We start from the raw sequence: 21,026 nt of genomic DNA, 5'->3' as shown, positions 1-21,026 counted from the left end.
GGCGGCGGCCGGGAACGCGGTGTGAGCGGCGGATCACGCCTCGGCGGCGCTCCCGCCGAGGGAGTGGCGCAGCCGGTCGCGGATGGCGCGTACCGCCTCGTCCGCGTCGTCGACGGTGATCGTGAAGTCGTGGTCGTTCGCGAGCCGCAGCACCAGGCCCTCGCCGCGGCGGACGACCACGGCGGTGCCCTTGCCGGGGCGCCAGCGGTAGCCCCAGCCGCCCCAGTGCCGCGGGGTCACCCGGGGCTCGAACTCGGCCGCGAGCACGTCGCTCAGCGGGATACGGCGGCGCGGCAGCCCGAAATGGCCGCAGCGGATCTCCAGGGCGTGGTCGTCGACGCTGACCGCCACGTGCACGAAGGCCAGGGTCCCGGCCAGCACCAGCAGGCCGGCGGCGATGCAGCCGACGACCGACATGACCAGCGGAACGAGCCCGCCCGTCCAGGGCGCCGCGACGGCCAGGTCGATGCCGAGGGCTACGCAGGCAGCGCCGATCAGGGCGAGCAGCCACTGCACACGGCTCGTGGCCCGCCCGGTCCACACACAGGGGCGGTCGTCCTTCATGCTCCCGAGAGTACGCCAGTCGGTCGGCCGCGGCAGTCCGGCGGCTAACCGGGAACGGCGCCGGAGCGGGCCGGGGCCCCGGCCAGCAGGCGCCCCTCCGCGTAGCCGAGGGCGGCGGGCGGCAGGGCGCCGGGCCGGCCGCCGAGGAGGACGGTGAGGTCGTCCGAGGGGGCCGCGGAGGGCTCCGGGACGGCGCCGATGCGGCGCAGGACCTGCCCGGCGACCGCGTCGGCGGAGCCGTGCAGCGCCGGGGGCGGGGCGGCGGGCTGCCCGACGGCGGCGCGGATGCGCGCGCCGACCAGCTCGTAGTGGGTACAGCCGAGGACGACGGCGGTGACGTCGCGGGGGGTGCGGGCCGCCGCGGCGGCGACGGCGGCGTCCACGGCGGCCTCGTCGCCGTGCTCGACGGCGTCGGCGAGGCCGGGGCAGGGCACCTCGGTGGCGGCGACGCCGCCGGCGAAGTCGCGGATCAGCCGGCGCTGGTAGTCGCTGCCGGTGGTGGCGGGCGTGGCCCAGACGGCCAGCGGCCCGCCGCCGGCGGCGGCGGGCTTGACGGCGGGCACGGTGCCGACGACGGGCAGCGCGGGCTCCAGCTCGGCGCGCAGGGCGGGCAGGGCGTGCACGGAGGCGGTGTTGCAGGCGACGACGAGCGCGTCCGGCCCGTGCGCGGCGGCAGCCCGCGCGCAGGCAAGCACCCGCTCCGTCAGATCCGCGGGCTCCCGGGGCCCCCAGGGCATGCCGTCGGGGTCGGAGGACAGCACCAGCCGGGCATCGGGCCGCAAGCGCCGCACCGCGGCGGCGGCGGGCAGGAGCCCCAGCCCGGAGTCCACAAGCGCGATCTTCACGCCGGTCACTGTAGTGCTTCCGGCCGGACCAGGCGGGCCGCGACCGTACGCGTCCCGGCCACCCGGGGCGACCCCGGGCCCCGGGGGGGCCGGGCCGGGGAAGCGACGCCCCCGGAGGGCACCGGACCGGGCTGCGCGCTACCGCCGCGGCGGTAGCGCGCAGCGAGCCGCCCACCGCCCGGGAACGCACTCCCGTGGCCGGTGGAGGGGCCCCGGCAGCCGGCCGTGGGGCGCCCGGAACCCCGTGGCCGCGACAGGAGGCGCCTGCGGCGGAACCGCCGCACGGGCCGCACCGCCACCGACCCGCGGCCTCCGCAGGTCACCGCCCCTCACCCGCCCCGCGGGGACCCGGCGGGGCCCGGGGGCGGGTGCGTGGTTTCCCGCAGCGGCGCCACCGCCCTGTGCCCCGGCACCCCGAGGGCGTCGGCGCACGGCGCGGCGTGAGGCACCTCACCCGCCGCCCTGAGCGCTCGCCGGCCCTCGACCCACCCCCGCGGTGCTCGCGCCCGGCGGGGGCGGCACGGGAGACTTGGCGCGTGACTCTTCTCTCGTGGGCCGCCCTGCTCTCCGTTCTCGCCTGGGCCTGGCTGCTCCTCGGACAAGGGCTCTACTGGCGGACCGACGTCCGGCTGCCGCTGCGCCCGCCGCCCGCGCAGTGGCCAACCGTGGCCGTGGTCGTGCCCGCGCGGGACGAGGCCGCCGTGCTGCCGGACAGCCTGCCCTCGCTGCTGGCGCAGTCGTATCCGGGGGCGGCGCAGGTGTTCCTCGTCGACGACGGCAGCACCGACGGCACCGCGGCGACCGCCCGTACGCTCGCCGCCGAAGCCGGGGACGGCGCTCTGCCGCTCACCGTCTCCTCGCCCGGTGAGCCCCCGCCCGGGTGGACCGGGAAGCTCTGGGCGCTGCGGCACGGGATCGAGCGGGCGTACCGGGCCGACGCCGAGTACCTGCTGCTCACCGACGCCGACATCGCCCACCGGCCGGGGAGCCTGCGGGAGCTGGTCGCCGCCGCCGAGGCCGGCGGGTACGACCTGGTGTCGCAGATGGCCCGGCTGCGTACCGCCACCGGCTGGGAGCGGCTGGTCGTGCCCGCCTTCGTGTACTTCTTCGCCCAGCTCTACCCGTTCCGCTGGGTCAACCGGGCCGGCGGCAGGACCGCCGCCGCGGCCGGCGGCTGCGTGCTGCTCAGGGCGGACGCCGCCCGCAGGGCGGGGATCCCCGAGACGGTGCGCGGGGCGCTCATCGACGACGTGTCCGTGGCCCGTGAGGTCAAGCGCACCGGCGGGCGCATCTGGCTGGGACTCGCCGAGCGGGTCGACAGCGTACGGCCGTACCCGCGGCTGGCCGGGCTGTGGAGGATGGTCTCGCGCAGCGCGTACGCCCAGCTACGGCACAGTCCGCTGCTCCTGGCCGCCGCCGTGGGCGGGCTCGCGCTCGTGTACCTCGTGCCGCCGCTGGCGCTGGCCGCCGGGCTCCTCGGCGGCGCGCCCGGTGCCGCCGTGGCGGGGACGCTCGCGTGGGGGGCGATGACGGGGACGTATCTGCCCGTGCTGCGGTACTACGGGCAGCCGCCGTGGGCCGCCGCCCTGCTGCCGTTCACCGCCGGGCTCTATCTGCTCATGACGCTCGACTCCGCCCTGCGGCACCACCGCGGCAAGGGCGCCGCCTGGAAGGGCCGGACCTACGCGTGAGCTACGCGTGGGTAGCCCAACTCCTCCCGTTCACCTGCTCTTTACCGAATCTCAACGCGACAAGAAGCCCGATTCACCCTTGTTGACACGCATTGATAAGGGTCGGTCACTTCGAACCCGCAAAACAACCCTCTTATCGGTCTCCCCAACGACCACATCGTGGGCTTAACTTATGGGGTATGACCTCCCCCCGCCCGTACGGCAGCGGCTACTTCGCCGCGTCGCCTTTCCCTGACACCCCGATCTACGACAGTCTGGTCGAAGAGCGGGGTACCCCCCAGATCGCCCCGATCCGGGTCCCTTCGTACGAGGCCGGCCACCACCTGCCGGCCCTGCCCGCGCCCCGCGCCGCCCTGCCGCCCGCCCCGGTGCCGGCGCCCGCGCCCGCGCCGCACCCCCACCCGCCGCACGGGACGCACGTCGCGCCCAGCCCGCAGCCCCCGGTCTACGGCCACCAGCCCGCCCCGCAGCCGGTCCCGCCGCAGCCGTTCATCCCGCAGCAGGCGCAGCCGGCCCGCTGGGACCAGGGGTACGAGCAGCAGCGCCCTCAGCCGCAACAGCCGCGCCCGCAGCAGCAGTCGGCGCCGCCCGGGTACGAGGCGATGCGCCCCGTCGCCCCGCGGCCCACGCCGCCGCAGCCGGCCCAGCCCGCCCGGCCGGCGTCCCCGCAGACGTACGCGGACCAGTACGCCCGCCCGTACTACCAGGACGGACAGCGCTACTGAGCACCGGCCGGGCCTGAACAATGGCCGGCCCACCTCTCCGCGCGCGCTACGGTGGTGCCCCAGCCAAGCCGACGCACGAGGTGGGGGCAGAGCAGGACATGGCACAGGGCTCCGTCCAGGTCACGCACACCGGTTCCGTCAGGGCCGGACGATGGCGCCGGCGCACCGGGGAGTACGGGTCGCTCGCCGCGGCCCTGGAGGCCGCCGGCGACGGCGACGTGCTGTCGCTGGCCCCGGGCACGTACCGGGAAAACGTGGTGCTGGAGCGGGCGGTGACGCTGCGCGGGCCGGGCGGCGCGGTCGGCTCCGTCCGCATCGCGCCGGCCGACGGGGTGGCGCTGACCGTCCGGGCGTCCGCGGTCATCGAAGGGCTGCACGTCGAGGGGGAGGACGCGGCGGTTGCGGCGGTGCTCGTCGAGTCGGGCCGGCCGGAGCTGACCGGGCTGCGGGTCGTCACCCGCTCCGCCGCGGGCATAGAGGTCCGCGGCGACGCCCGGCCCACGGTCCGCCGGTGCGCCGTGGACAACCCGGCGGGTACGGGGGTCACGTTCGCCGACGGGTCCGGCGGCGTGCTGGAGGGCTGCGAGGTGCTGGCCGCGGGGCGCAGCGGGGTCGCGGTGCGCGGCGGTTCCAGCGCGCATCTGTCGCAGTGCCGCATCCACCACGCGGGCGGCGCCGGGCTGCTCCTCACGGGCGAGGGCAGCACGGTCGAGGCGGTGGGCTGCGAGGTCTACGAGATCAAAGGCGCGGGCGTGCAGTTGACGTCCCGGGCCTCCGGTGAGCTGACGGACTGTACGGTGCACCGCACGTCCGGCGACGGCGTCTCGCTCGACACCGAGGCCGTCGTCAAGCTCACCGACTGCGAGGTCCACGACGTCCCGGAGAACGCCGTCGACCTGCGCTCGCGCGCGCAGGCGCGGCTGACCCGGGTGACGGTGCGCCGGTTCGGCCGCAACGGTCTGTCGGTGTGGGACGCGGGCACGCGCGCCGAGGCGGCGCAGTGCGAGGTCCACGACAGCACCGGCGACTATCCCGCGGTCTGGGTGAGCGACGGCGCCGCCGCGGCGTTCACGTCCTGCCGGGTCCACGACGTGCCGGACGCGCTGGTCGTGCTCGACCGCGGCTCGGCGGTGGAGGCGAGCGACACCGACCTCGCGCAGGTGCGCGGCACGGCGGTGTCGGTGAGCGACGGCGCCACGGTGGCTCTGGAGCAGTGCCGGATCCGGGACGCGGCGACGGGCGCGTGGTTCCGCGACCACGGCAGCGGCGGCACGGTGCGGGACACCACGGTCGACTCCGTCGCCTCGGGGATCATCGTCACCAAGGGCGCCGACCCCGCCGTCGAGGGCTGCACGATCACCTCGCCCACCGAGGCCGGGGTGTACGTCTCGGCCGCGGGGCGCGGTTCCTTCACCGGCTGCCGGGTCACCGGCAGCCTCGGTTACGGCTTCCATGTCATCGACGGCTGCCGTACGGCCCTGACCCGGTGCCGTACGGAGCGCTGCGCGCGCGGCGGTTACGAGTTCGCGGACGCGGGCCCCTCCGCCCCGGAGGGCTCCGGCGGCGGCCCCGTCGTGGAGGACTGCACGAGCGACGAGAGCGCGGAGACGGCGAGCGCCCGCCCCACCGTGCCCGCCGCCCGCACCGAGCCGGAACCGGACGGCCTGCTCGGCGCGTTCGCGCCGCAGCCGGCGGGTGCGGCGGGTGCCGCGCGGCCGGCCGCCGAGGTCCAGCCGGTGGCCCGGCCCGCCCGGGAGGTGCTGGCCGAGCTGGATGCGCTGGTCGGGCTGGAGAACGTCAAGCGCGAGGTACGGGCCCTGACCGACATGATCGAGGTCGGCCGGCGGCGCCGGCAGGCGGGCCTGAAGGCCGCGTCGGTCCGCCGCCACCTGGTCTTCACCGGCTCTCCCGGCACCGGCAAGACGACGGTGGCGCGGATGTACGGCGAGATCCTCTCCTCGCTCGGCGTGCTGGAGCGCGGGCATCTGGTCGAGGTCTCCAGGGTGGACCTGGTCGGGGAGCACATCGGCTCGACGGCGATCCGCACCCAGCAGGCGTTCGAACGGGCCCACGGCGGTGTGCTGTTCATCGACGAGGCGTACGCGCTGGCGCCCGAGGACTCCGGCCGCGACTTCGGCCGCGAGGCCATCGACACGCTGGTGAAGCTGATGGAGGACCACCGCGAGTCGGTCGTGGTCATCGCCGCCGGCTACACCACGGAGATGGAGCGGTTCCTCGCCGTCAACCCCGGGGTCGCCTCGCGCTTCTCACGCACCATCACCTTCGGCGACTACACCGCGGAGGAACTGCTGCGCATAGTCACGCAGCAGGCCGAGGAGCACGAGTACCGCCTCGGCGACGGCACGGACGAGGCGCTGCTGAAGTACTTCACGGTGATCCCCAAGGGCGCCGGCTTCGGCAACGGCCGTACCGCGCGGCAGACGTTCGAGGCGATGGTGGAGCGGCACGCCGGCCGGGTGGCCCAGCTTCCGGACCCCACGACCGACGAGCTGACGCTCCTCTACGCGGACGACATCCCGGCGCTGCCCTGACCCGCCGCGCCCGTACCGGTCCGCGCGTCCGGCTCCCCCGCGGGCCGCGGCACCTGCCGCGGCCACTTCTCCGCGGGTAGGGCCGGGACGACGGCGACGCGGGCGAGCAGTTCGGCGCGTTCGACGGCGAAGGCCGGGTCGGCCTGGTAGTCGGAGTGCGCGTTGATCGCGGCGGGCAGCGGGTGTTCCGGCGTGCGCTCGAAGGCCAGCGGGTCCTTGAGCGGCTTGCGGTCGACGTCGCTGGGCCGCCCGTCGGGGGGCGTGGGCCGCACCGGGCCGCCGATCGGGTCGGTCAGCCGCCACAGGTTGCGCCAGGCGTGCGTCTGGTCGTCGAGTCCGGCCAGCGCCCGGTCGCCGAAGTACGCCGGGAACCAGCGCCCGTAGAGCCGGCGCAGCGGGGATCCGTACGTCAGCAGCGCGACCCGGCCGCGGATGTCCGGGTCGAGCTGCCAGACCGCGGCGGCGGCGAGCACGCTGCCCTGGGAGTGCCCGGAGATGACCAGGCAGCCGCCGGTGCGGGTGGTCCAGGTGCTGGTCCGCCAGGCGAGGTCGGGCACGGCGCGCTCGGCGTAGCAGGGGGGCGCGAAGGGGTGGGCGGCGCGCGGCCAGAAGGTGCCGACGTCCCAGAGGATCCCGATCGTACGGCGCGACTTGGGGTCCCGGTACGCCTGCCGGCCCATGGCCAGCAGCAGGACGACCCCGGCGCCCATCATCCAGGAACCGAGTGCCTGCCCGGTCCGGGCCAGTCCGGGCAGCGGGTCGGGGGCGCCGGCGGCGGCCTCGCCGGGGACCTCGCCGGTGAGCCAGGCGCCGAGTACGGCGCCCGCGCCGAGGACCAGGGTGGCCAGCGCGGCGGCGCCGATCGCGGGGGGCGCGTCGTCGGTGAGCCGGGCGCGGGCGATGGCGCCGGCGATGCGGCCGGTGCGCGGGTCGTTGTCCTCGGTGTACCGGTGCTCGGTGGGGTAGAGCCCGGCGACCTCGGTGGTGATCCGGCGGCGCTGCACCCACGTCCGCCAGGCGCCTGCCAGCGCCAGCAGCAGCACGAGCAGGACGATCAGCGGTATCGCCGTGGCCTGCCAGGACAGCACCACGGGCGGGCCCGCGAGCGGGCCGTTCTCGCCGGGGGTGGCGCCGCGGTCCAGCCAGTCGGCGACGCGCTGGGCGACGCCCCCGGAGAAGACCCCGGCCACGGCGCTGGCCAGCAGCGCGACGCACGCGCCCGCGAGGCCGCGCAGCGCGGGCGGCTCCCCGGCGGCGCGCCGCTGGAGGAGCCATCCGGTGACCGCGAGCCCGGCGGCGAGCGCGCCCTGCGCCACGGCCAGGCCGCCGAAGACCGACGTGCCGGGCAGCCGGCCGGAGGAGGTCCAGTCGGGGCGGGACCAGGCGGTGTGCACGAGCACCGCCGCCAGCAGGGCGAGCGAGCCGAGGGGCAGGGCCCGTACGGCGCGGCGGTCCTCTCCCATGTCCGGCTCCGCCTCGGTCCGGCCCGAGCGGCACACCAGGGCGACGACGGCGATCCAGCCGGCCGTGATCAGGGCGACGAGCACCCAGCCGGCGGCCCGCAGCCCGCCGCCGGCGTCCTCGTCGGCCGCGGCGGTGACGGCGACGAGCGCGGAGGCGACGGCGAGCAGGCCCGTGGCGGTGTGCGCCGCGCGCAGCCGGGCCACCAGCCGGCGCCCGTACCAGAAGCCGGGCAGCGCCAGCGCGGACTGCTCGCCGGAGACGGCACCGGGGGCGCCGCCGGTACGCGGCGAGGGCTTGGCCGACTCGTAGATGCTCCAGGTGCGCCGCGACAGCCACCACAGCAACGCCGTCAGCAGCACGGGCACCAGCGCGCCCAGCGCGAGCCGCCGGCCGGGCGCCCCGAACCAGCCGCCGGAGCCGGCGGACATGAAGCCGAGCCACGACTTGTCGGCGACGCAGTGCGCGCTGCCCGCGCACTGCCAGGCCAGCAGATCGAGCGTCACCTCGCCGGCCGCCAGCACGAGCTGCACGGTGAGGGTGAGGGCGAAGATGCGCACGAGCACGTCGTAGGCGCGGTGCGCGCGGTGCCCGGACGGGGCCGCGGGACGCATCCAGTGCACGAGGTTGGCGATCATGAAGGGGAGCAGGACCAGCCACAGCGCGCGAGCACCGTTGCCGGAGGTGAGGTTGGACCAGCAGTACGCCTCCTGCACCGGCTCCGCCCCGGATCCGCCGCTCTGCCCGCGCTCCTTCCCCGCCGCTTCCTCCGCCCGCACGTCGTCCGTACGGCGGTGGATGCCGGCCGTACCGTCACCGGTGACCAGCTCCGTGCGCGGGTCCCCCAGCATCTCCTGCGGAGTCGCCCCGCCCACGCCGTGGACCAGTAACTCCAGCGCCGGCTGCGGCGCCGTACGGTCGTCGCCGGCCGGTCCGCCCGTCCCGCCCTGCGGTGTGCGCCCCTTGGCGCTCAGCGCCTCCGGCTGCATGCCCCTCGCCCCCCGTGCCGTCCCGCGTCGAGTACCGGTGACCAGCATCCAGGGATCGGCCGTCCGGCGCAGCCTCCCGCGCGGGAGGCGAAGCAGAATCGTGACGCGGACGGCGCCCCGGTGGGCGAACACCCCCAGCCGCGTGTCGTATACGCATGGGAGGATGACCGGGACAGGCGACCCCGGGACGAAGGGCGGACGGCGTGAGCGACAACCAGAACCTGCTCGCGGAGCAGCGCCGGGCCCTCATCCTGGACGAGGTCCGGCGCCGCGGCGGGGTGCGGGTGAACGAGCTGACGCGCCGGCTGAACGTCTCGGACATGACCATCAGGCGCGACCTCGACGCGCTCGCGCGCCAGGGGGTCGTGGAGAAGGTGCACGGCGGTGCGGTCCCGCTGGCCGAGGCGAGCACGCACGAGCCGGGCTTCGAGGCCAAGTCGTCCCGGGAGACGGGCGCGAAGGAGGAGATCGCCCGCGCGGCGGCGCAGATGGTGGCGCCGGGCGCGGCCATCGCGCTCTCCGGCGGGACGACGACGTTCGCACTGGCCCGGCATCTGGTGGAGGTTCCGGACCTGACCGTCGTGACCAACTCGGTGCGCGTCGCCGACGTGTTCTACGCGGCGCAGCAGCCGGGGGCGCGCGGCGCGACGGTGGTGCTGACCGGCGGGGTGCGTACGCCGTCGGACTCGCTGGTCGGCCCGGTGACCGACCAGGCGATCCGCACGCTCCACTTCGACGTGCTGTTCATCGGGGTGCACGGTATATCGGTGCAGGCGGGGCTCTCGACGCCGAACCTGGCCGAGGCGGAGACGAACCGGCATCTGGTGCGGGCCGCGCGGCGGGTCGTGGTGGTCGCGGACCACACCAAGTGGGGCACGGTGGGCCTGAGTTCCTTCGCCTCGCTGGACGCGGTGGACGCGCTGGTCACCGATCCGGGGGTGCGCCCGCAGGCGCGCGCGGAGATGGCGGAGCACCTGCCGGAGGTCGTGGTCGCGGGCGAGCCGCAGGAGCCGGCGGAGGGCTGAGCGGCGGGGCCGTCAGCAGGCCCAGCGGCCGGTGGCGAGGAAGGCGTCGAGGTGCGCGGCGTACGGGCCGATGTCCAGGCCCTGCCCGGCGAGCCAGTCGTCGGAGTAGTACTTGTCGAGGTAGCGGTCGCCCGGATCGCAGATCAGCGTGACGACGCTGCCGTGGCGGCCCTCCGCCACCATCTCCCCGACGATCTTCAGCGCGCTCCACAGCCCGGTGCCGGTCGAGCCGCCCGCGCGGCGGCCGACGGCCCGCTCCAGGGCGCGTACCGCCGCGACGGTGGCCGCGTCGGGGACCTTCATCATCCGGTCGATGGCCGCGGGCAGGAAGCTGGGCTCCATGCGGGGGCGGCCGATGCCCTCGATGCGTGAGCCGTGCTCGGCGGTGGCGCCCGGGTCGCCGCTCTCCCAGCCGTCGAAGAAACAGGAGTTCTCCGGATCGGCGACGCAGACGCGGGTGTCGTACTGGAGGTAGCGCACGTAGCGGGCGATGGTGGCCGACGTGCCGCCGGTGCCCGCGGTGGCGACGATCCAGGCTGGCTCGGGGTAGCGCTCCAGGCGGAGCTGGGTGTAGATCGACTCGGCGATGTTGTTGTTGCCACGCCAGTCCGTCGCCCGCTCGGCGTAGGTGAACTGGTCCATGTAGTGGCCGCCGGTCTCCTCGGCCAGCCGGGCGGACTCCTCGTACACCGTCCGCGGGTCGTCCACCAAGTGGCAGGTGCCGCCGTGCAACTCGATGAGGCGGGTCTTCTCCCTGCTGGTGGTGCGCGGCATCACGGCGATGAAGGGCACGCCGATCAGGTCGGCGAAGTACGCCTCGGAGACGGCGGTGGAGCCGGAGGACGCCTCGATGACGGGCTTGCCGCGGCGGATCCAGCCGTTGCACAGCCCGTAGAGGAAGAGCGAGCGCGCGAGGCGGTGCTTGAGACTGCCGGTCGGATGGGTGGACTCGTCCTTGAGATACAGGTCGATGCCCCAGCTCTCGGGCAGCGGGAACCGGAGCAGGTGGGTGTCCGCGGTGCGGTTGGCGTCGGCCTGCACCTTGCGGACGGCCTCCTTGAGCCAGGCGCGCGCGCCGGGGTCGCTGCGGTCGACGTCGAGGGTCGGGCGGGCGCCGCCGGGCGCGGCGGCCGGGGGTGGTGCGCTGGCGCTCACGCCCCGATCATATGCATGGCCTCTGGCCACCTCGGCCGGTCGTGGGCACACTGGCAGGAGTGCTGGTGCCGCCCGCGCGTGCAGGCGGTGCCGCCCATGCGCGCTCATCGCTCCAGGGGGAGCGCTGTGGGGGAGCCGAGGAGGGTCGGCGTGGCGGAGACGGAGTACACGGCTCGCGGGGTGCGGATAGGGCGCTGGTTGCGCTCGCTGACCCGGGCGGGACAGGTGCATATCAAGGACGGCCGGCTGGAGTTGCTCACCAGCTACGGCACCCAGATCGACAGCGCCCCGGTGAAGGACGTGCGTGCGGCGCGGCCGTGGTTCGGCCGCGGCGACCGGGCACTGGCGTCGGTCAACGGCAGGCAGTACGTCCTGACGCTGACGGGCGAACGGGGCAGGGACGAGGAGTCCGGCGCGAAGGCGGCGGGCCGCTTCCTCGAAGCGGTACGCGCCGCGCGCGGCACGACGAACTTCGGCTGAGGCACGCGCTCCGCGGAGCCGGGGCCGGCCCGGCGGGCCGATGCTGCGTCTGACCGGCACCTGCCGCGCCCTGACGCGTCCCGGTGCCGGTGCCTCCGTTCCCGGGGCCCTCGTGCCGCGGGACACGACCCTGCGCCGTCCTCGCCGGACCGGGTCCGTGCGGGCCGCCGCCCGCGCAGCGCCGTGCCCCGCCCCGCTCCCCAGGGAGCCGGACGGGGCCACCGGTCACCGGATCACGCCGGCCGCGGGTCACTCCGTGGCGATCGCGCCCAGAACGTCCAGCCGTGCCGCACGCCGGGACGGGCGCCAGGCCGCCAGGGCTCCTGCCGTGAGGCCGACCAGGGCCACGATCGCCAACTGCACCGGCGGCACCGTGAACACCCCGTCTCCGGAGGAGTCCGTGGCCTTCGTCATGGCCCAGCCGAGGAACGCGCCGAGCGTCAGCCCGCCCGCCGTGCCGAAGGCGGCCACGAGCACCGACTCCCAGCGGACCATCGCGCGAAGCTGCGCCCGGGTCTGGCCGACCGCGCGCAGCAGGCCCAGTTCGCGGGTCCGCTCGTGCACGGCGAGGGTCAGGGTGTTGGCGATGCCCAGCAGGGCGATGAGCACGGCGAGTGCCAGCAGCGCGTACACCAGCGTCAGCATCATGTCGACGCCGGCCGCCGAGGACTCGGCGAACTCGTCCCGCGTCTGCACCTCCGGGTTGCCGTACCGCTCGGCGACGGCCTCCACCGCGGCCTTGCCGTCCTCCTCGGCCACGCCGTCCTTGAAGGCGACGGCCACCAGGGAGTCGGAGTCCTGCATCCGGTGCGGCTCCCACGCCTCACGGGTGAGGACGTAGTCGCCGGCCAGGTCCGCCCGGTCGTACACGGCCCGTACGGTGAAGGACTGCCGCTCGCCGTCGGTGAAGGTGAAGTCCGCGGTGCTGCCGACCTTCCAGCCGTGGTCGTCCGCCTCGCTCGCGGAGACCGCGACTCCGTCCGTGCCCAGGTCCGTCAGGCTGCCCCGGACGGCACCGAGGTCCAGCACGTCGCCCATCCGTGCGGGATCGGTGAGGGTCAGGGCACGGCCTCCCCCGCGGCCCCCGGCCCGGGCGCCGCCCCCGTCGGCCACCCGGGCCACGCCGGTGCCCAGGCCGAGCGCGTGCTCCACCTCCGGCAGCTTCGCGACCGCCGGGGCGACCTTCGGGCTCAGCGCGCCGCTCTCCGGCCCGAACGCCGGCACCCGCACCGCCACGTCGCCGGCGAAGGCGCGCGAGACGGTCTGGTCCATCGTGGACTTCAGCGAGGCGCCGAAGACGGTGAAGAGGGACACCACGGCGACGCCGATCATCAGTGCGGTCGCGGTGGCCGCCGTGCGCTTCGGACTGCGCAGCGCGTTGCGGCGGGCCAGGCGGCCGTTCATGCGGCGCAGCGGGGCGCCGAGGATCCGTACGGCGTACGAGGACGCCACCGGGCCCAGCACCACGAACGCGGCGAGGGTGACCAGCGCGCCGGCGACGGTCAGCACCACCGACGGACCGGCGGAGGCTCCGTACACCGTCAGCGCGGCGCCCGCGGCGGTGAGCGCGCCGCCGACGACGGCGCGCACCCGCGAGGAGCCGGAGTCGTCCACCGCCGTCTCGCGCAGCGCCGCCAGCGGGGAGGTGCGGCCGGCGCGGACGGCGGGCGCCAGCGCGGAGGCCAGACACACCACGACGCCGGTGACGAACGGCAGCGCGAGTGACAGCCCGCTGATCACCAGATCGCCGTCGGGGAACGGGAAGCCGACCGCCGGGAACAGCGCCTGCAGCCCGGCCGCGATCCCCACGCCCCCGGCGAGGCCGACGAGCGAGGCGAGCACGGCGACGGCCAGTGCCTCGGCCATGGTCTGGCCGACGACCTGGCGCCGGGTGGCGCCGAGCGCCCGCAGCAGGGCGTTGTCCCGGGTGCGCTGGGCGACGACGATCGCAAAGGTGTTGTAGATGCTGAACGTCGCGACCAGCATGGCCACGCCCGCGAAGCCGAGCAGGCCGGCGGTGAAGCCGCTGAGGAACTGACCGGCGATCTGGTCCTGGTTCTCCTCGGTGACCTCCTGTCCGGTGACGGCCTCGATGCCGTCGGGCAGGACGGGCGACAGGGACGCGACCAGCTCGGACTGGCTCACCCCCGGGCCCGCGCGCACCTGGATGCCGGTGGCCCGGCCGGGCTGGGCCGTCAGATACTTCTCCGCGTCGGCCCGGGTCAGCGCCGTGAAGGTGGTCCGGCCCATGGCGTCCTCACCACCGAAGGTGGAGATGCCGACGATCGTCACCTTCAGCGGGTCGGGGGTGCGCACGGTCGTGGTGTCGCCGATCCCGAGGCCGGCGTCCTTCGCCGCGCCCCGGTTGACGACCGCCTCGCCGGAGCGCTCGGGGGCGCGGCCCTCGGCGATCTGATACGAGTTCAGGTCCTCGTCGGCGATCCAGTTTCCGGCCAGGGTCGGAGGGCCCCCGCCGCCCACCGGCTCGCCGTCCTTGTCGAGGAGTTGCCCGGGGCCCTCGATCCGGGGCTCGGCCGCGGCGACGCCCGGCATCTGTGCGATCTCGTCCGCGAGCCGGGCCGGGACGGTCCGGCGGGTGCCGAAGGACTCGCCGGGGGTGGTGATCATGTCGTCGCCGCGCACCACCGCGTCCGTACCGCCGGTGGCGCGGCCGAACATGGCGTCGAAGCTGGACCTGAGGGTGTCCCCCATGACGAGGGTGCCCCCGAGGAACGCCACGCCGAGGAGCACGGCGAAGAAGGTGCCGGCGAACCGCCGCTTGTGCATGCGCAGTCCGGCCATGCTCAGCCGCAGCGACGCGCGGGTGCCGCTCATGACGGGCTCCTCCTCTCCGCGGTGGTGTCCGGCGAACGGTCCGTACGGGCGGTCTCGCCCACGAAGCGCTGCATGCGGTCCAGCACGCGGTCCGCGGTGGGCGAAGCCATGCGGTCGACGAGGCGGCCGTCGGCGAGGAAGACCACCTCGTCGGCGTAGGCCGCGGCGACCGGGTCGTGGGTGACCATGACGACGGTGCGGCCCAGTTCGCGCACGGTGTCGGCGAGCAGGCCCAGGACCTCGGCGCCGGAGCGCGAATCGAGGTTCCCGGTCGGCTCGTCGGCGAAGACCACGTCGGGCCGGCCGGCGAAGGCGCGGGCCACGGCGACGCGCTGCTGCTGGCCGCCGGAGAGCTCGGCGGGCCGGTGGTGCAGCCGGTCGCGCAGGCCGACCACATCGATCAGCGAGCCGACCCAGGCGGGGTCGCCGCGGCGTCCCGCGAGGTCCATCGGCAGCGTGATGTTCTCCGCGACGGTCAGCGTCGGCAGCAGGTTGAACGCCTGGAAGACGAAGCCGATCCGGTCGCGGCGCAGCATCGTCAGCCGCTTGTCGTCGAGCGCGCCCAGCTCGGTGTCGCCGATGAAGGCGGCGCCCGCGGTGAGCGTGTCGAGACCGGCGGCGCAGTGCATCAGCGTCGACTTCCCGGACCCGGAGGGGCCCATGATGGCCGTGAACCGCCCGGCCGGGAAGGTGACGCCGACGCCGTCGAGCGCCCGGACCTCGGTGTCACCGCTGCCGTAGACCTTGACCGCGTCGACGACGCGGGCCGCCGAGCCGGTGAGCACGGGAGCGGTGGCCGGGGGCGTCATGCCGCACCGCCCTTGCCCTCGGCGTGGCGGCCGAACTCCTCGTTCAGCACGGACAGCCGGCGCCAGTACTCGTCCTCGTCGATCTCACCGGCCGCGAAGCGCCGGCCGAGGACCGCGATCGGCGACTGCTCGCCGTGGCCGGGGCCGCCCCGGAACCGCTGCCAGGGGCCGCCCCGGCCACCCCGGACGACGCGGCGGACGAAGAAGACCAGGCCGCCGATGACCAGCGCCCACATGAGCGGAAAGAGCAGTATCCAGGGTCCGGGTCCGCCGTCGTCCCAGTGCGCCAGCGTGTTCATCGGTCTCAACTCCTCGATGGTTGCCGTGGTGCCGATGCCATCGAGACTCCCGCCGCGAGGGGGTCCTGGTCGTCGTACGGCCAGCGGCACCTGGCCTGCTCCCGGCGGAGTACGCGGGCGGTCTCCGGCTGCTTCCCGCCGGGTTCCGGGGGGTGACGGCCGGTTCGTGCGGCCCTCGCCATCACCGTGCGTGACGAATTCACACGGGGCGCGTCCGATGCACGTGCACATGCACCCTCCACACGCTGCCGCGCGCCCCCCTGGTGGCGTTTGTATGGGTGATGGACGCGGGGGCACGGACGGGACAAAGGAGAGCAGACCGTGGCCACCGAACCCGACACGAGTGCGGTCGTGTCCGAGCTCGCCGAGATCCGGCGTTCCCTCGATGTGGGCCTGGCCCGCATCGACGGGCGGCTCGCGCTGCTGTCGCAGCGCAGTCAGCAGATGGAGCGGGAGATCGACGAGCTGACGGCACGCGTCACCTCGCTGGAGCACTCGCGCTGGCCACTGCCGTCGATCGCCGCGCTGACCGGCGCGGCGGCGATGGCACTGGCGTTATGGCAGGCCCTGGGCCGCTGAGCGGCGTACCGGGCCATCGAGCACCGTCCGCCGGTCCCGCCGTGGCGGGACCGGCGGACGGGCGTGAGCGGGTCAGGCGCCGAGGCGGAGGTGATGGAGCATCAGCAGCGCGGCGGCCATGTTCGCCGCGGGCACCTCCCCGCGGCCGACCATGTCGGGCACCCCCTTCAGGGGCACCCACTCGCGTCTGTCGGACTCGAAGTCGTCCTCGGGATCGCCGATCTGCACCGCCTCCGTGGCGTAGTACATGAGGTGCCGGGCGTCCGTCAGGCCGTTGGACGGCTCGACGGTCATCAGGTGCGTGAGCGGGCCGGGCCGCCAGCCGGTCTCCTCCTCCATCTCGCGGGCGGCGGCGGCCGCGGGATCCTCCCCGTCCTCCACCACCCCGGCGGCCAGCTCCCATCCGTAGACGTCGGTGATGAAACGGTGCCGCCACAGCAGCAGCACCTCGTTCGCCTCGTTGACCGCGGTCGCCACGGCGACGGGTCGCAGGCGGATCAGATAGTGGTCAAGGTGGCGCCCGTCCGGGAGTTCCACGTCGGCCAGGTTGACGCGGAACCAGCGGTTTTCGTACACGGTGTGCTCCCTGAGATTCCTCCATCGCACGTACCATCCCCCTTGTCGCCGTCCAGTGGCGGTGACGGCCCCCGCCTCAGAGCGGAACGCGCAACGCTGCGTCGATCAGCTCTGCCGCCTCGGCGGTCCCCCCTCCGCCGGTCTCGGTCAGATGGCGACGGACCGCGCGCAACCTGTCCCGCAGCCGCTGCGATTCCATCCCTCTGGCCGCTCGTGCCATTTCCAGCGCCGACTGCGCCGCCTCCTCGGCGTCCCCCTGGCGCAGCTCGACGTGGCTCAGTATCGCCAGCCGGTGCACCCGCCCCCGGTCGTGTGCGGGCCGGTGCACGGCGGTCGCCGCCTGTTCGCGGGCGGCACGCAGGTCCCCGATGCGTAACAGTGCCTCGGCGACCTGCACGTTGACCAGCCCCGGCTGGACGTAGTCCGTCTCGGCCGGCTCCTGGCGTGTGCTGATCCGCCCGGCAGCGGATTCGGCGCGGCGGATGCAGGCCAGGGCGCCCGAGCGGTCGCCGAGGAAGGCGTACGCCTTGGCCTGCATCGCGTAGAGGTCGGCCGCCAGCGCGGGGCTGACGTCCTCGTCCGCGGCCCGCAGCGCGGCCTCCGCGAACGCCACCGCCTGGCGGTACTCCCTGAGGAACAGCGACTGGTTGACGAGCATGGCGATGACGTACGCGCCGAAGCCCCGGTCCCCGCTGGCCTTCGCCAGCCGCAGCGCCTGATGGAAGTAGCGCTGGGAGAGACCGAGGGCATCCGAGTCGTACGCGCAGATGCCGGCGACGGCGACGAGGCCGCCGGTGGCCCGGTGCAGCCGGCGGCCGAGGCCGTCGCCGTACGAGCCGCGCAGCAGCGGCGCCGCCTCGGAGTTGAGGAAGCGCACGACGCGGGCGCGGGTCGCCATGCCGCCGGCCTTGCGGTACATCTGCTCGTAGTGGACGCGCGCGGCCTGGAGGGTGGTGACGTCGGCCTCGCTGACGTGCACCGGGCCCGTACGGGAGACGTCCCCGTCCTCCGGCGGGTTCTCCCACTCCCAGACCGGGATGACGGCCGGGGTGCCGGTGAGCGCGCGGGCGCCGACGACGTGCGGGTGCTGCTGTTCGTCGGAGCGCCACAGCGCGGTGGCCCGCTCGACGAAGCGGGCGAGCGGTGCGGCGGCCGAGGGGCCGCCGGCGGCGCCGAAGCCGATGTCGTCCAGGGTGACCGGGCGGTCGAGCCGCTCGGCGAGCACCTCGCAGATGAGGTCGGGCACCTGGCCGCGTGGTCGCTGGCCCTTGAGCCAGCGGGCGACGGCGGTGTGCTCGTAGCGCAGCCGCAGACCGCGGGCCGCGCCGGCCCGGTTGACGTGCGCGGCGAGCCCGGCGTGGGAGATCCCGGCTTCGTCGAGCGCCGCGTCGAGCAGGGTGTTGGGCTCCATGTGCCCTCCCGCGAGCAGGGTGTTCGCCAGCGTAACCGAGGGCCTTTCACACGGGGTGTGAAGTGCGCGCCCGCAGTCGTGGCGTGTGCGCCCTCCCGGTGGACAGGGGTGGCGAGTTGACTGTGCGGCATCGGGTCCGCTCGCTTCCCCGCAGCCTGGCGGCGGTTCCGTAGCCGCACCGCCCGGCCGCGCCGGACCCGGCACCCGGCCGGCCGGGCGGGCGGCACCCCCCCACCGGCGCGGGCGCCGGGGACCGGACGGCGGTCCGGCCCCCGGACGCTCGCGACCGGGGGCGGGGGCGGCGTCCGGCTCTCCGACCGCCCCGGCGGCGCCCGGATCCGGCTGGAGCGTCGAGCGACATGGTGGCCGAGTACAGCAGCTTCGCCAGGGGGGCCTTCTCTCGCAGTGGTACGGCCGCCGAGCCGAGTCCGACGGTGGGGCCGCCGCGCCGGGCCCGGACATCATCGGTCCACGGCAACGGCGGTCCGCCCGCGCTCAGCCCGCCAGCACGCCGAGGGGGTCGTCGAGCACCGGCTGCCAGGCGAGTTCGGCCGCGCCGACCAGGCTGTTGTGGTCGAGCGTGCACTCCAGGACCGGTACGCCCCCGCTGCGGCCCCACAGGCTGCGGTCCGCCACCACGGCGCGCAGCCGCTCGGGGGCCGCACCCAGCAGGACCTGGTGCAGTCCGCCGAGGATGATGCGGTCGGGGTTGAGGATGTTGACCAGGCCCGCGAGCCCGAGGCCGAGGCGGTCCACGACCAGGGCGACGGCCGCGGCGACCGCTGGGTCCGCGTACTCGTCGCGTACCAGCTCGCGCGCCTGCTGCAGCAGCGAGACCTCGGGGCCCGGGGCCCGGCCGGCGGCCGTCAGCAGCGCCAGCGGGTCGGTCTCGACGTCGAGACAGCCCCGGCTGCCGCAGTGGCAGGGCAGGCCCTCGTCGGGGTTGACGGTCAGGTGGCCGACCTCCAGGGCGAGTCCCGCGCTGCCGGTGTGCAGCCGCCCGTCGAGGACGAGTGCCCCGCCGACGCCGCGGTGGCCGGTGGCCACGCACAGCAGGTGCGCGGAGCCGCGGCCGGCACCGTGGCGGTGCTCGGCCAGGGCGGCGAGGTTGACGTCGTTGCCGGTGAACGCCCGGGGGGCGGCGGCGAATTCGATGCCGGAGCCGGTCAGGCACTCGTGGAAGATGCGGCGTACGGGCGCGCCCGCGGGCCAGGCGAGGTGCAGCGGGTTGAGCGCTTCGCCGTCCGGCTCGGCGACCGCGGACGGCACGGCCAGGCCCGCGCCCACGCACGGCCGCCCGGTGGCACGCAGCAGCTTCGCGCCCTCCTCGACGACGGCCGCGAGTACGTGCGCGGGGTCGGCCGGGACCGTACCGCAGCCGGGGGCGGTGGCGACGATGCGGCCGCCGAGTCCGACGAGAGCCGCGCGGAAGCCGTCCGCGTGCACCTGCGCGGCGAGCACCACGGGGCCCTCGGGGTTCACCGAGAGCCCGTGCGAGGGCCGGCCCTGGTGCCCGGCGGCGGCGGGCCGGGAGTCGACGGTGATGAGGCCCAGAGCCTCCAGCTCCGCCGCGACAGCACCCGCGGTGGCGCGGGTCACGCCCAGCTCGGCGGTGAGCACGGCGCGGGTGGGCGCCCGGCCGGTGTGGACGAGCTCCAGCGCGGGCCCCAGCGCGCTCCGGCCTCTCTCGGGTCGCGCGGGCCTTGTACGAGTCGGCGTCACGCTCCTATTCTGTCTTTGTGCCGACGCTAAACAAAATACGGGCGGCGCTCCCCCGGTCCCTGCGTGGCACCCCCGTGCCCGGCGGGCCCGCGGGAGGCCGGCTCGCCCGCCTCCGTACCGTCCTGACCGTCTTCTTCGCCCTCGACGGCTTCGTCTTCGCCGGCTGGGTCGTCCGTATCCCGGACATCAAGGACCAGACCGGCGCCTCGCCCAGCGCCCTGGGCCTGGCCCTGCTGGGCGTGTCCGCGGGCGGGGTGGCGACCATGGTGCTCACCGGCGGGCTCATCCGCCGCTACGGAGCCCACGCCGTCACCGTGGCCACCGCCGTGCTGCTCTCGGCCGGGGTGTCGCTGCCGCCGCTGACCCGCTCCGCCCTCGCGCTCGGCCTGGTCCTGCTGGTCTTCGGCGCCGCGTTCGGCTCCATCAACGTCGCCATGAACAGCGCGGCGGTCGACCTGGTGGCCGCCCTGCGGCGGCCGGTGATGCCCAGCTTCCACGCGGCGTTCAGCCTCGGCGGGATGCTCGGCGCCGGACTCGGCGCGCTCCTCGCCGGCCACCTCTCCCCCACCCGGCACCTGCTGCTCCTCGCCCTTCTCGGGCTCGCCGTCACCGCCTTCGCCGGGCCCGCGCTCCTCGCCCTCCCGGTCCCCAAGCCGCCGCCCCCACCCCTCACGCCGGACTCCGCCGACGGGCGCGGCGCGACGCGCGGTCCGGACCCGGCCGCGGCGGACCTGCCGGCCGGGCGCATCCGGTTGCTCGTCGCCGTGCTCGGGCTCGTCGCCCTGTGCACCGCGTACGGCGAAGGCGCCATGGCCGACTGGAGCGCGCTGCACCTCAAGGAGTCGCTGGACGCCGGCCCGGCTCTGGCCGCCGCCGGCTACTCCGTCTTCGCCCTCGCCATGACCGCCGGCCGGCTCTCCGGCACCGCGCTGCTGGTACGGCTCGGCCAGAACCGCGCCTTGGTGGCCGGCGGCGCGACCGCCTGCGCCGGCATGCTGCTCGGCTCCTTCTCCCCGTCCGTCTGGGGGGCCCTGGCCGGCTTCGCCCTCACCGGGCTCGGCCTGGCCAACATCTTCCCCATCGCCATCGGCCGCGCCGGCGAACTGGCGGGCCCGAACGGTGTCGCCGCCGCGTCCACCCTCGGCTACGGCGGCATGCTCCTCGGCCCGCCGGCGATCGGCTTCCTCGCCGACTGGTTCTCTCTGCGCACCGCGCTGAGCACGGTCGCGCTGCTCGCCGGGGCGGCGGCGCTCATCGCGTACGCCATGCAGGCCGTGCAGCGCACCGGGAGCCCGCGCGGCAGTTGAG

At 75.5% G+C, this 21,026-nt stretch carries 17 protein-coding genes; 7 read left to right on the top strand and 10 right to left on the bottom strand.

The features are described from left to right. Positions 1–33: 33 nt before the first annotated feature. Both I003_RS0101780 and I003_RS0101775 read right to left on the bottom strand, forming a co-directional pair. On the bottom strand, positions 34–564 hold the full coding sequence (locus I003_RS0101780; RefSeq protein ID WP_027769910.1) for a hypothetical protein: 531 nt from the start codon (positions 562–564) through the stop codon (positions 34–36). Positions 565–608: 44 nt separating this feature from the next. Beyond that, positions 609–1,409 carry an aspartate/glutamate racemase family protein gene (locus tag I003_RS0101775; RefSeq protein ID WP_027769909.1) on the bottom strand — a complete coding sequence of 267 codons (801 nt, stop codon included), beginning with the start codon at positions 1,407–1,409 and terminating at the stop codon, positions 609–611. Positions 1,410–1,945: 536 nt separating this feature from the next. Here I003_RS0101775 and I003_RS0101770 point away from each other — a divergent pair. The 3 genes from I003_RS0101770 (at position 1,946) to I003_RS0101760 (ending at position 6,377) form a co-directional block, all read left to right on the top strand. Continuing rightward, complete coding sequence (locus I003_RS0101770; RefSeq protein WP_027769908.1) at positions 1,946–3,100, top strand: glycosyltransferase; 1,155 nt, start codon at positions 1,946–1,948, stop codon at positions 3,098–3,100. A 179-nt stretch (positions 3,101–3,279) separates the two neighbouring features. Further along, positions 3,280–3,825: a DUF6643 family protein gene (locus tag I003_RS0101765; RefSeq protein ID WP_027769907.1), complete on the top strand. Its 546-nt coding sequence runs from the start codon at positions 3,280–3,282 to the stop codon at positions 3,823–3,825. A gap of 98 nt (positions 3,826–3,923) precedes the next feature. Then, positions 3,924–6,377, top strand: a complete 2,454-nt coding sequence (locus I003_RS0101760) for a right-handed parallel beta-helix repeat-containing protein (protein WP_027769906.1) — start codon at positions 3,924–3,926, stop codon at positions 6,375–6,377. Here the strand turns inward: I003_RS0101760 and I003_RS0101755 are convergent. After that, a complete protein-coding gene (locus I003_RS0101755) occupies positions 6,347–8,827 on the bottom strand; it encodes a hypothetical protein (protein WP_027769905.1) in 2,481 nt (826 codons plus the stop codon). The two genes, I003_RS0101760 and I003_RS0101755, sit on opposite strands and share 31 nt — an antisense overlap. A gap of 203 nt (positions 8,828–9,030) precedes the next feature. Between I003_RS0101755 and I003_RS0101750 the strand changes: the two genes are divergently transcribed. Continuing rightward, a complete protein-coding gene (locus tag I003_RS0101750) occupies positions 9,031–9,852 on the top strand; it encodes a DeoR/GlpR family DNA-binding transcription regulator (RefSeq protein ID WP_027769904.1) in 822 nt (273 codons plus the stop codon). A 12-nt stretch (positions 9,853–9,864) separates the two neighbouring features. Here I003_RS0101750 and cds1 read toward each other — a convergent pair whose 3' ends face one another. Next, a complete protein-coding gene (gene cds1, locus I003_RS0101745; RefSeq protein ID WP_027769903.1) occupies positions 9,865–11,007 on the bottom strand; it encodes an L-cysteine desulfhydrase Cds1 in 1,143 nt (380 codons plus the stop codon). Between the two features lie 150 nt (positions 11,008–11,157). Here cds1 and I003_RS0101740 point away from each other — a divergent pair, with 150 nt between their 5' ends. After that, on the top strand, positions 11,158–11,487 hold the full coding sequence (locus tag I003_RS0101740; RefSeq protein ID WP_027769902.1) for a hypothetical protein: 330 nt from the start codon (positions 11,158–11,160) through the stop codon (positions 11,485–11,487). Between the two features lie 249 nt (positions 11,488–11,736). On the opposite strand, the gene I003_RS0101735 is transcribed toward I003_RS0101740, so the two are convergent. From I003_RS0101735 to I003_RS0101725, 3 genes are read right to left on the bottom strand one after another with little or no spacing between them, the layout of a single operon-like run. Further along, complete coding sequence (locus tag I003_RS0101735; RefSeq protein ID WP_027769901.1) at positions 11,737–14,322, bottom strand: ABC transporter permease; 2,586 nt, start codon at positions 14,320–14,322, stop codon at positions 11,737–11,739. Continuing rightward, the gene (locus I003_RS0101730; protein WP_027769900.1) at positions 14,319–15,131 is read right to left on the bottom strand and encodes an ABC transporter ATP-binding protein; all 813 of its coding nucleotides are present in this window, start codon (positions 15,129–15,131) and stop codon (positions 14,319–14,321) included. Before I003_RS0101730 ends, I003_RS0101735 begins: the two co-directional genes overlap by 4 nt. Next, the gene (locus I003_RS0101725; protein ID WP_027769899.1) at positions 15,128–15,430 is read right to left on the bottom strand and encodes an SHOCT domain-containing protein; all 303 of its coding nucleotides are present in this window, start codon (positions 15,428–15,430) and stop codon (positions 15,128–15,130) included. Before I003_RS0101725 ends, I003_RS0101730 begins: the two co-directional genes overlap by 4 nt. Positions 15,431–15,751: 321 nt before the next feature. Here I003_RS0101725 and I003_RS0101720 point away from each other — a divergent pair, with 321 nt between their 5' ends. Continuing rightward, positions 15,752–16,009 carry a hypothetical protein gene (locus tag I003_RS0101720; RefSeq protein ID WP_027769898.1) on the top strand — a complete coding sequence of 86 codons (258 nt, stop codon included), beginning with the start codon at positions 15,752–15,754 and terminating at the stop codon, positions 16,007–16,009. 72 nt (positions 16,010–16,081) lie between these two features. On the opposite strand, the gene I003_RS0101715 is transcribed toward I003_RS0101720, so the two are convergent. The 3 genes from I003_RS0101715 to I003_RS0101705 all read right to left on the bottom strand — a co-directional run bounded on the left by I003_RS0101715 (position 16,082) and on the right by I003_RS0101705 (position 19,718). Then, entirely contained in the window at positions 16,082–16,615 is a 534-nt protein-coding gene (locus tag I003_RS0101715; RefSeq protein ID WP_026276246.1) for an NUDIX domain-containing protein, read from the bottom strand. A gap of 46 nt (positions 16,616–16,661) precedes the next feature. Next, on the bottom strand, positions 16,662–17,996 hold the full coding sequence (locus I003_RS0101710) for an NsdA family TPR-like regulatory protein (RefSeq protein WP_027769897.1): 1,335 nt from the start codon (positions 17,994–17,996) through the stop codon (positions 16,662–16,664). Between the two features lie 495 nt (positions 17,997–18,491). Beyond that, positions 18,492–19,718 carry an ROK family protein gene (locus I003_RS0101705; protein ID WP_027769896.1) on the bottom strand — a complete coding sequence of 409 codons (1,227 nt, stop codon included), beginning with the start codon at positions 19,716–19,718 and terminating at the stop codon, positions 18,492–18,494. A gap of 74 nt (positions 19,719–19,792) precedes the next feature. On the opposite strand from I003_RS0101705, the gene I003_RS31320 reads away from it, so the two are divergent. Beyond that, complete coding sequence (locus tag I003_RS31320) at positions 19,793–21,025, top strand: MFS transporter (protein WP_037719814.1); 1,233 nt, start codon at positions 19,793–19,795, stop codon at positions 21,023–21,025. Position 21,026 lies beyond the last annotated feature (1 nt).

The organism is Streptomyces sp. CNQ329, from assembly GCF_000482585.1.
Note: the sequence above shows the minus strand (reverse complement) of the source record. Positions and strands in the feature narration are given on the sequence as shown.

Coding starts and splice junctions, on each gene's coding strand:
- I003_RS0101780 (WP_027769910.1), bottom strand. CDS start 564: ATGAAGGACGACCGCCCCTGTGTGTGGACCGGGCGGGCCACGAGCCGT.
- I003_RS0101765 (WP_027769907.1), top strand. CDS start 3,280: ATGACCTCCCCCCGCCCGTACGGCAGCGGCTACTTCGCCGCGTCGCCT.
- I003_RS0101760 (WP_027769906.1), top strand. CDS start 3,924: ATGGCACAGGGCTCCGTCCAGGTCACGCACACCGGTTCCGTCAGGGCC.
- I003_RS0101755 (WP_027769905.1), bottom strand. CDS start 8,827: ATGCAGCCGGAGGCGCTGAGCGCCAAGGGGCGCACACCGCAGGGCGGG.
- I003_RS0101735 (WP_027769901.1), bottom strand. CDS start 14,322: ATGAGCGGCACCCGCGCGTCGCTGCGGCTGAGCATGGCCGGACTGCGC.
- I003_RS0101730 (WP_027769900.1), bottom strand. CDS start 15,131: ATGACGCCCCCGGCCACCGCTCCCGTGCTCACCGGCTCGGCGGCCCGC.
- I003_RS0101725 (WP_027769899.1), bottom strand. CDS start 15,430: ATGAACACGCTGGCGCACTGGGACGACGGCGGACCCGGACCCTGGATA.
- I003_RS0101710 (WP_027769897.1), bottom strand. CDS start 17,996: ATGGAGCCCAACACCCTGCTCGACGCGGCGCTCGACGAAGCCGGGATC.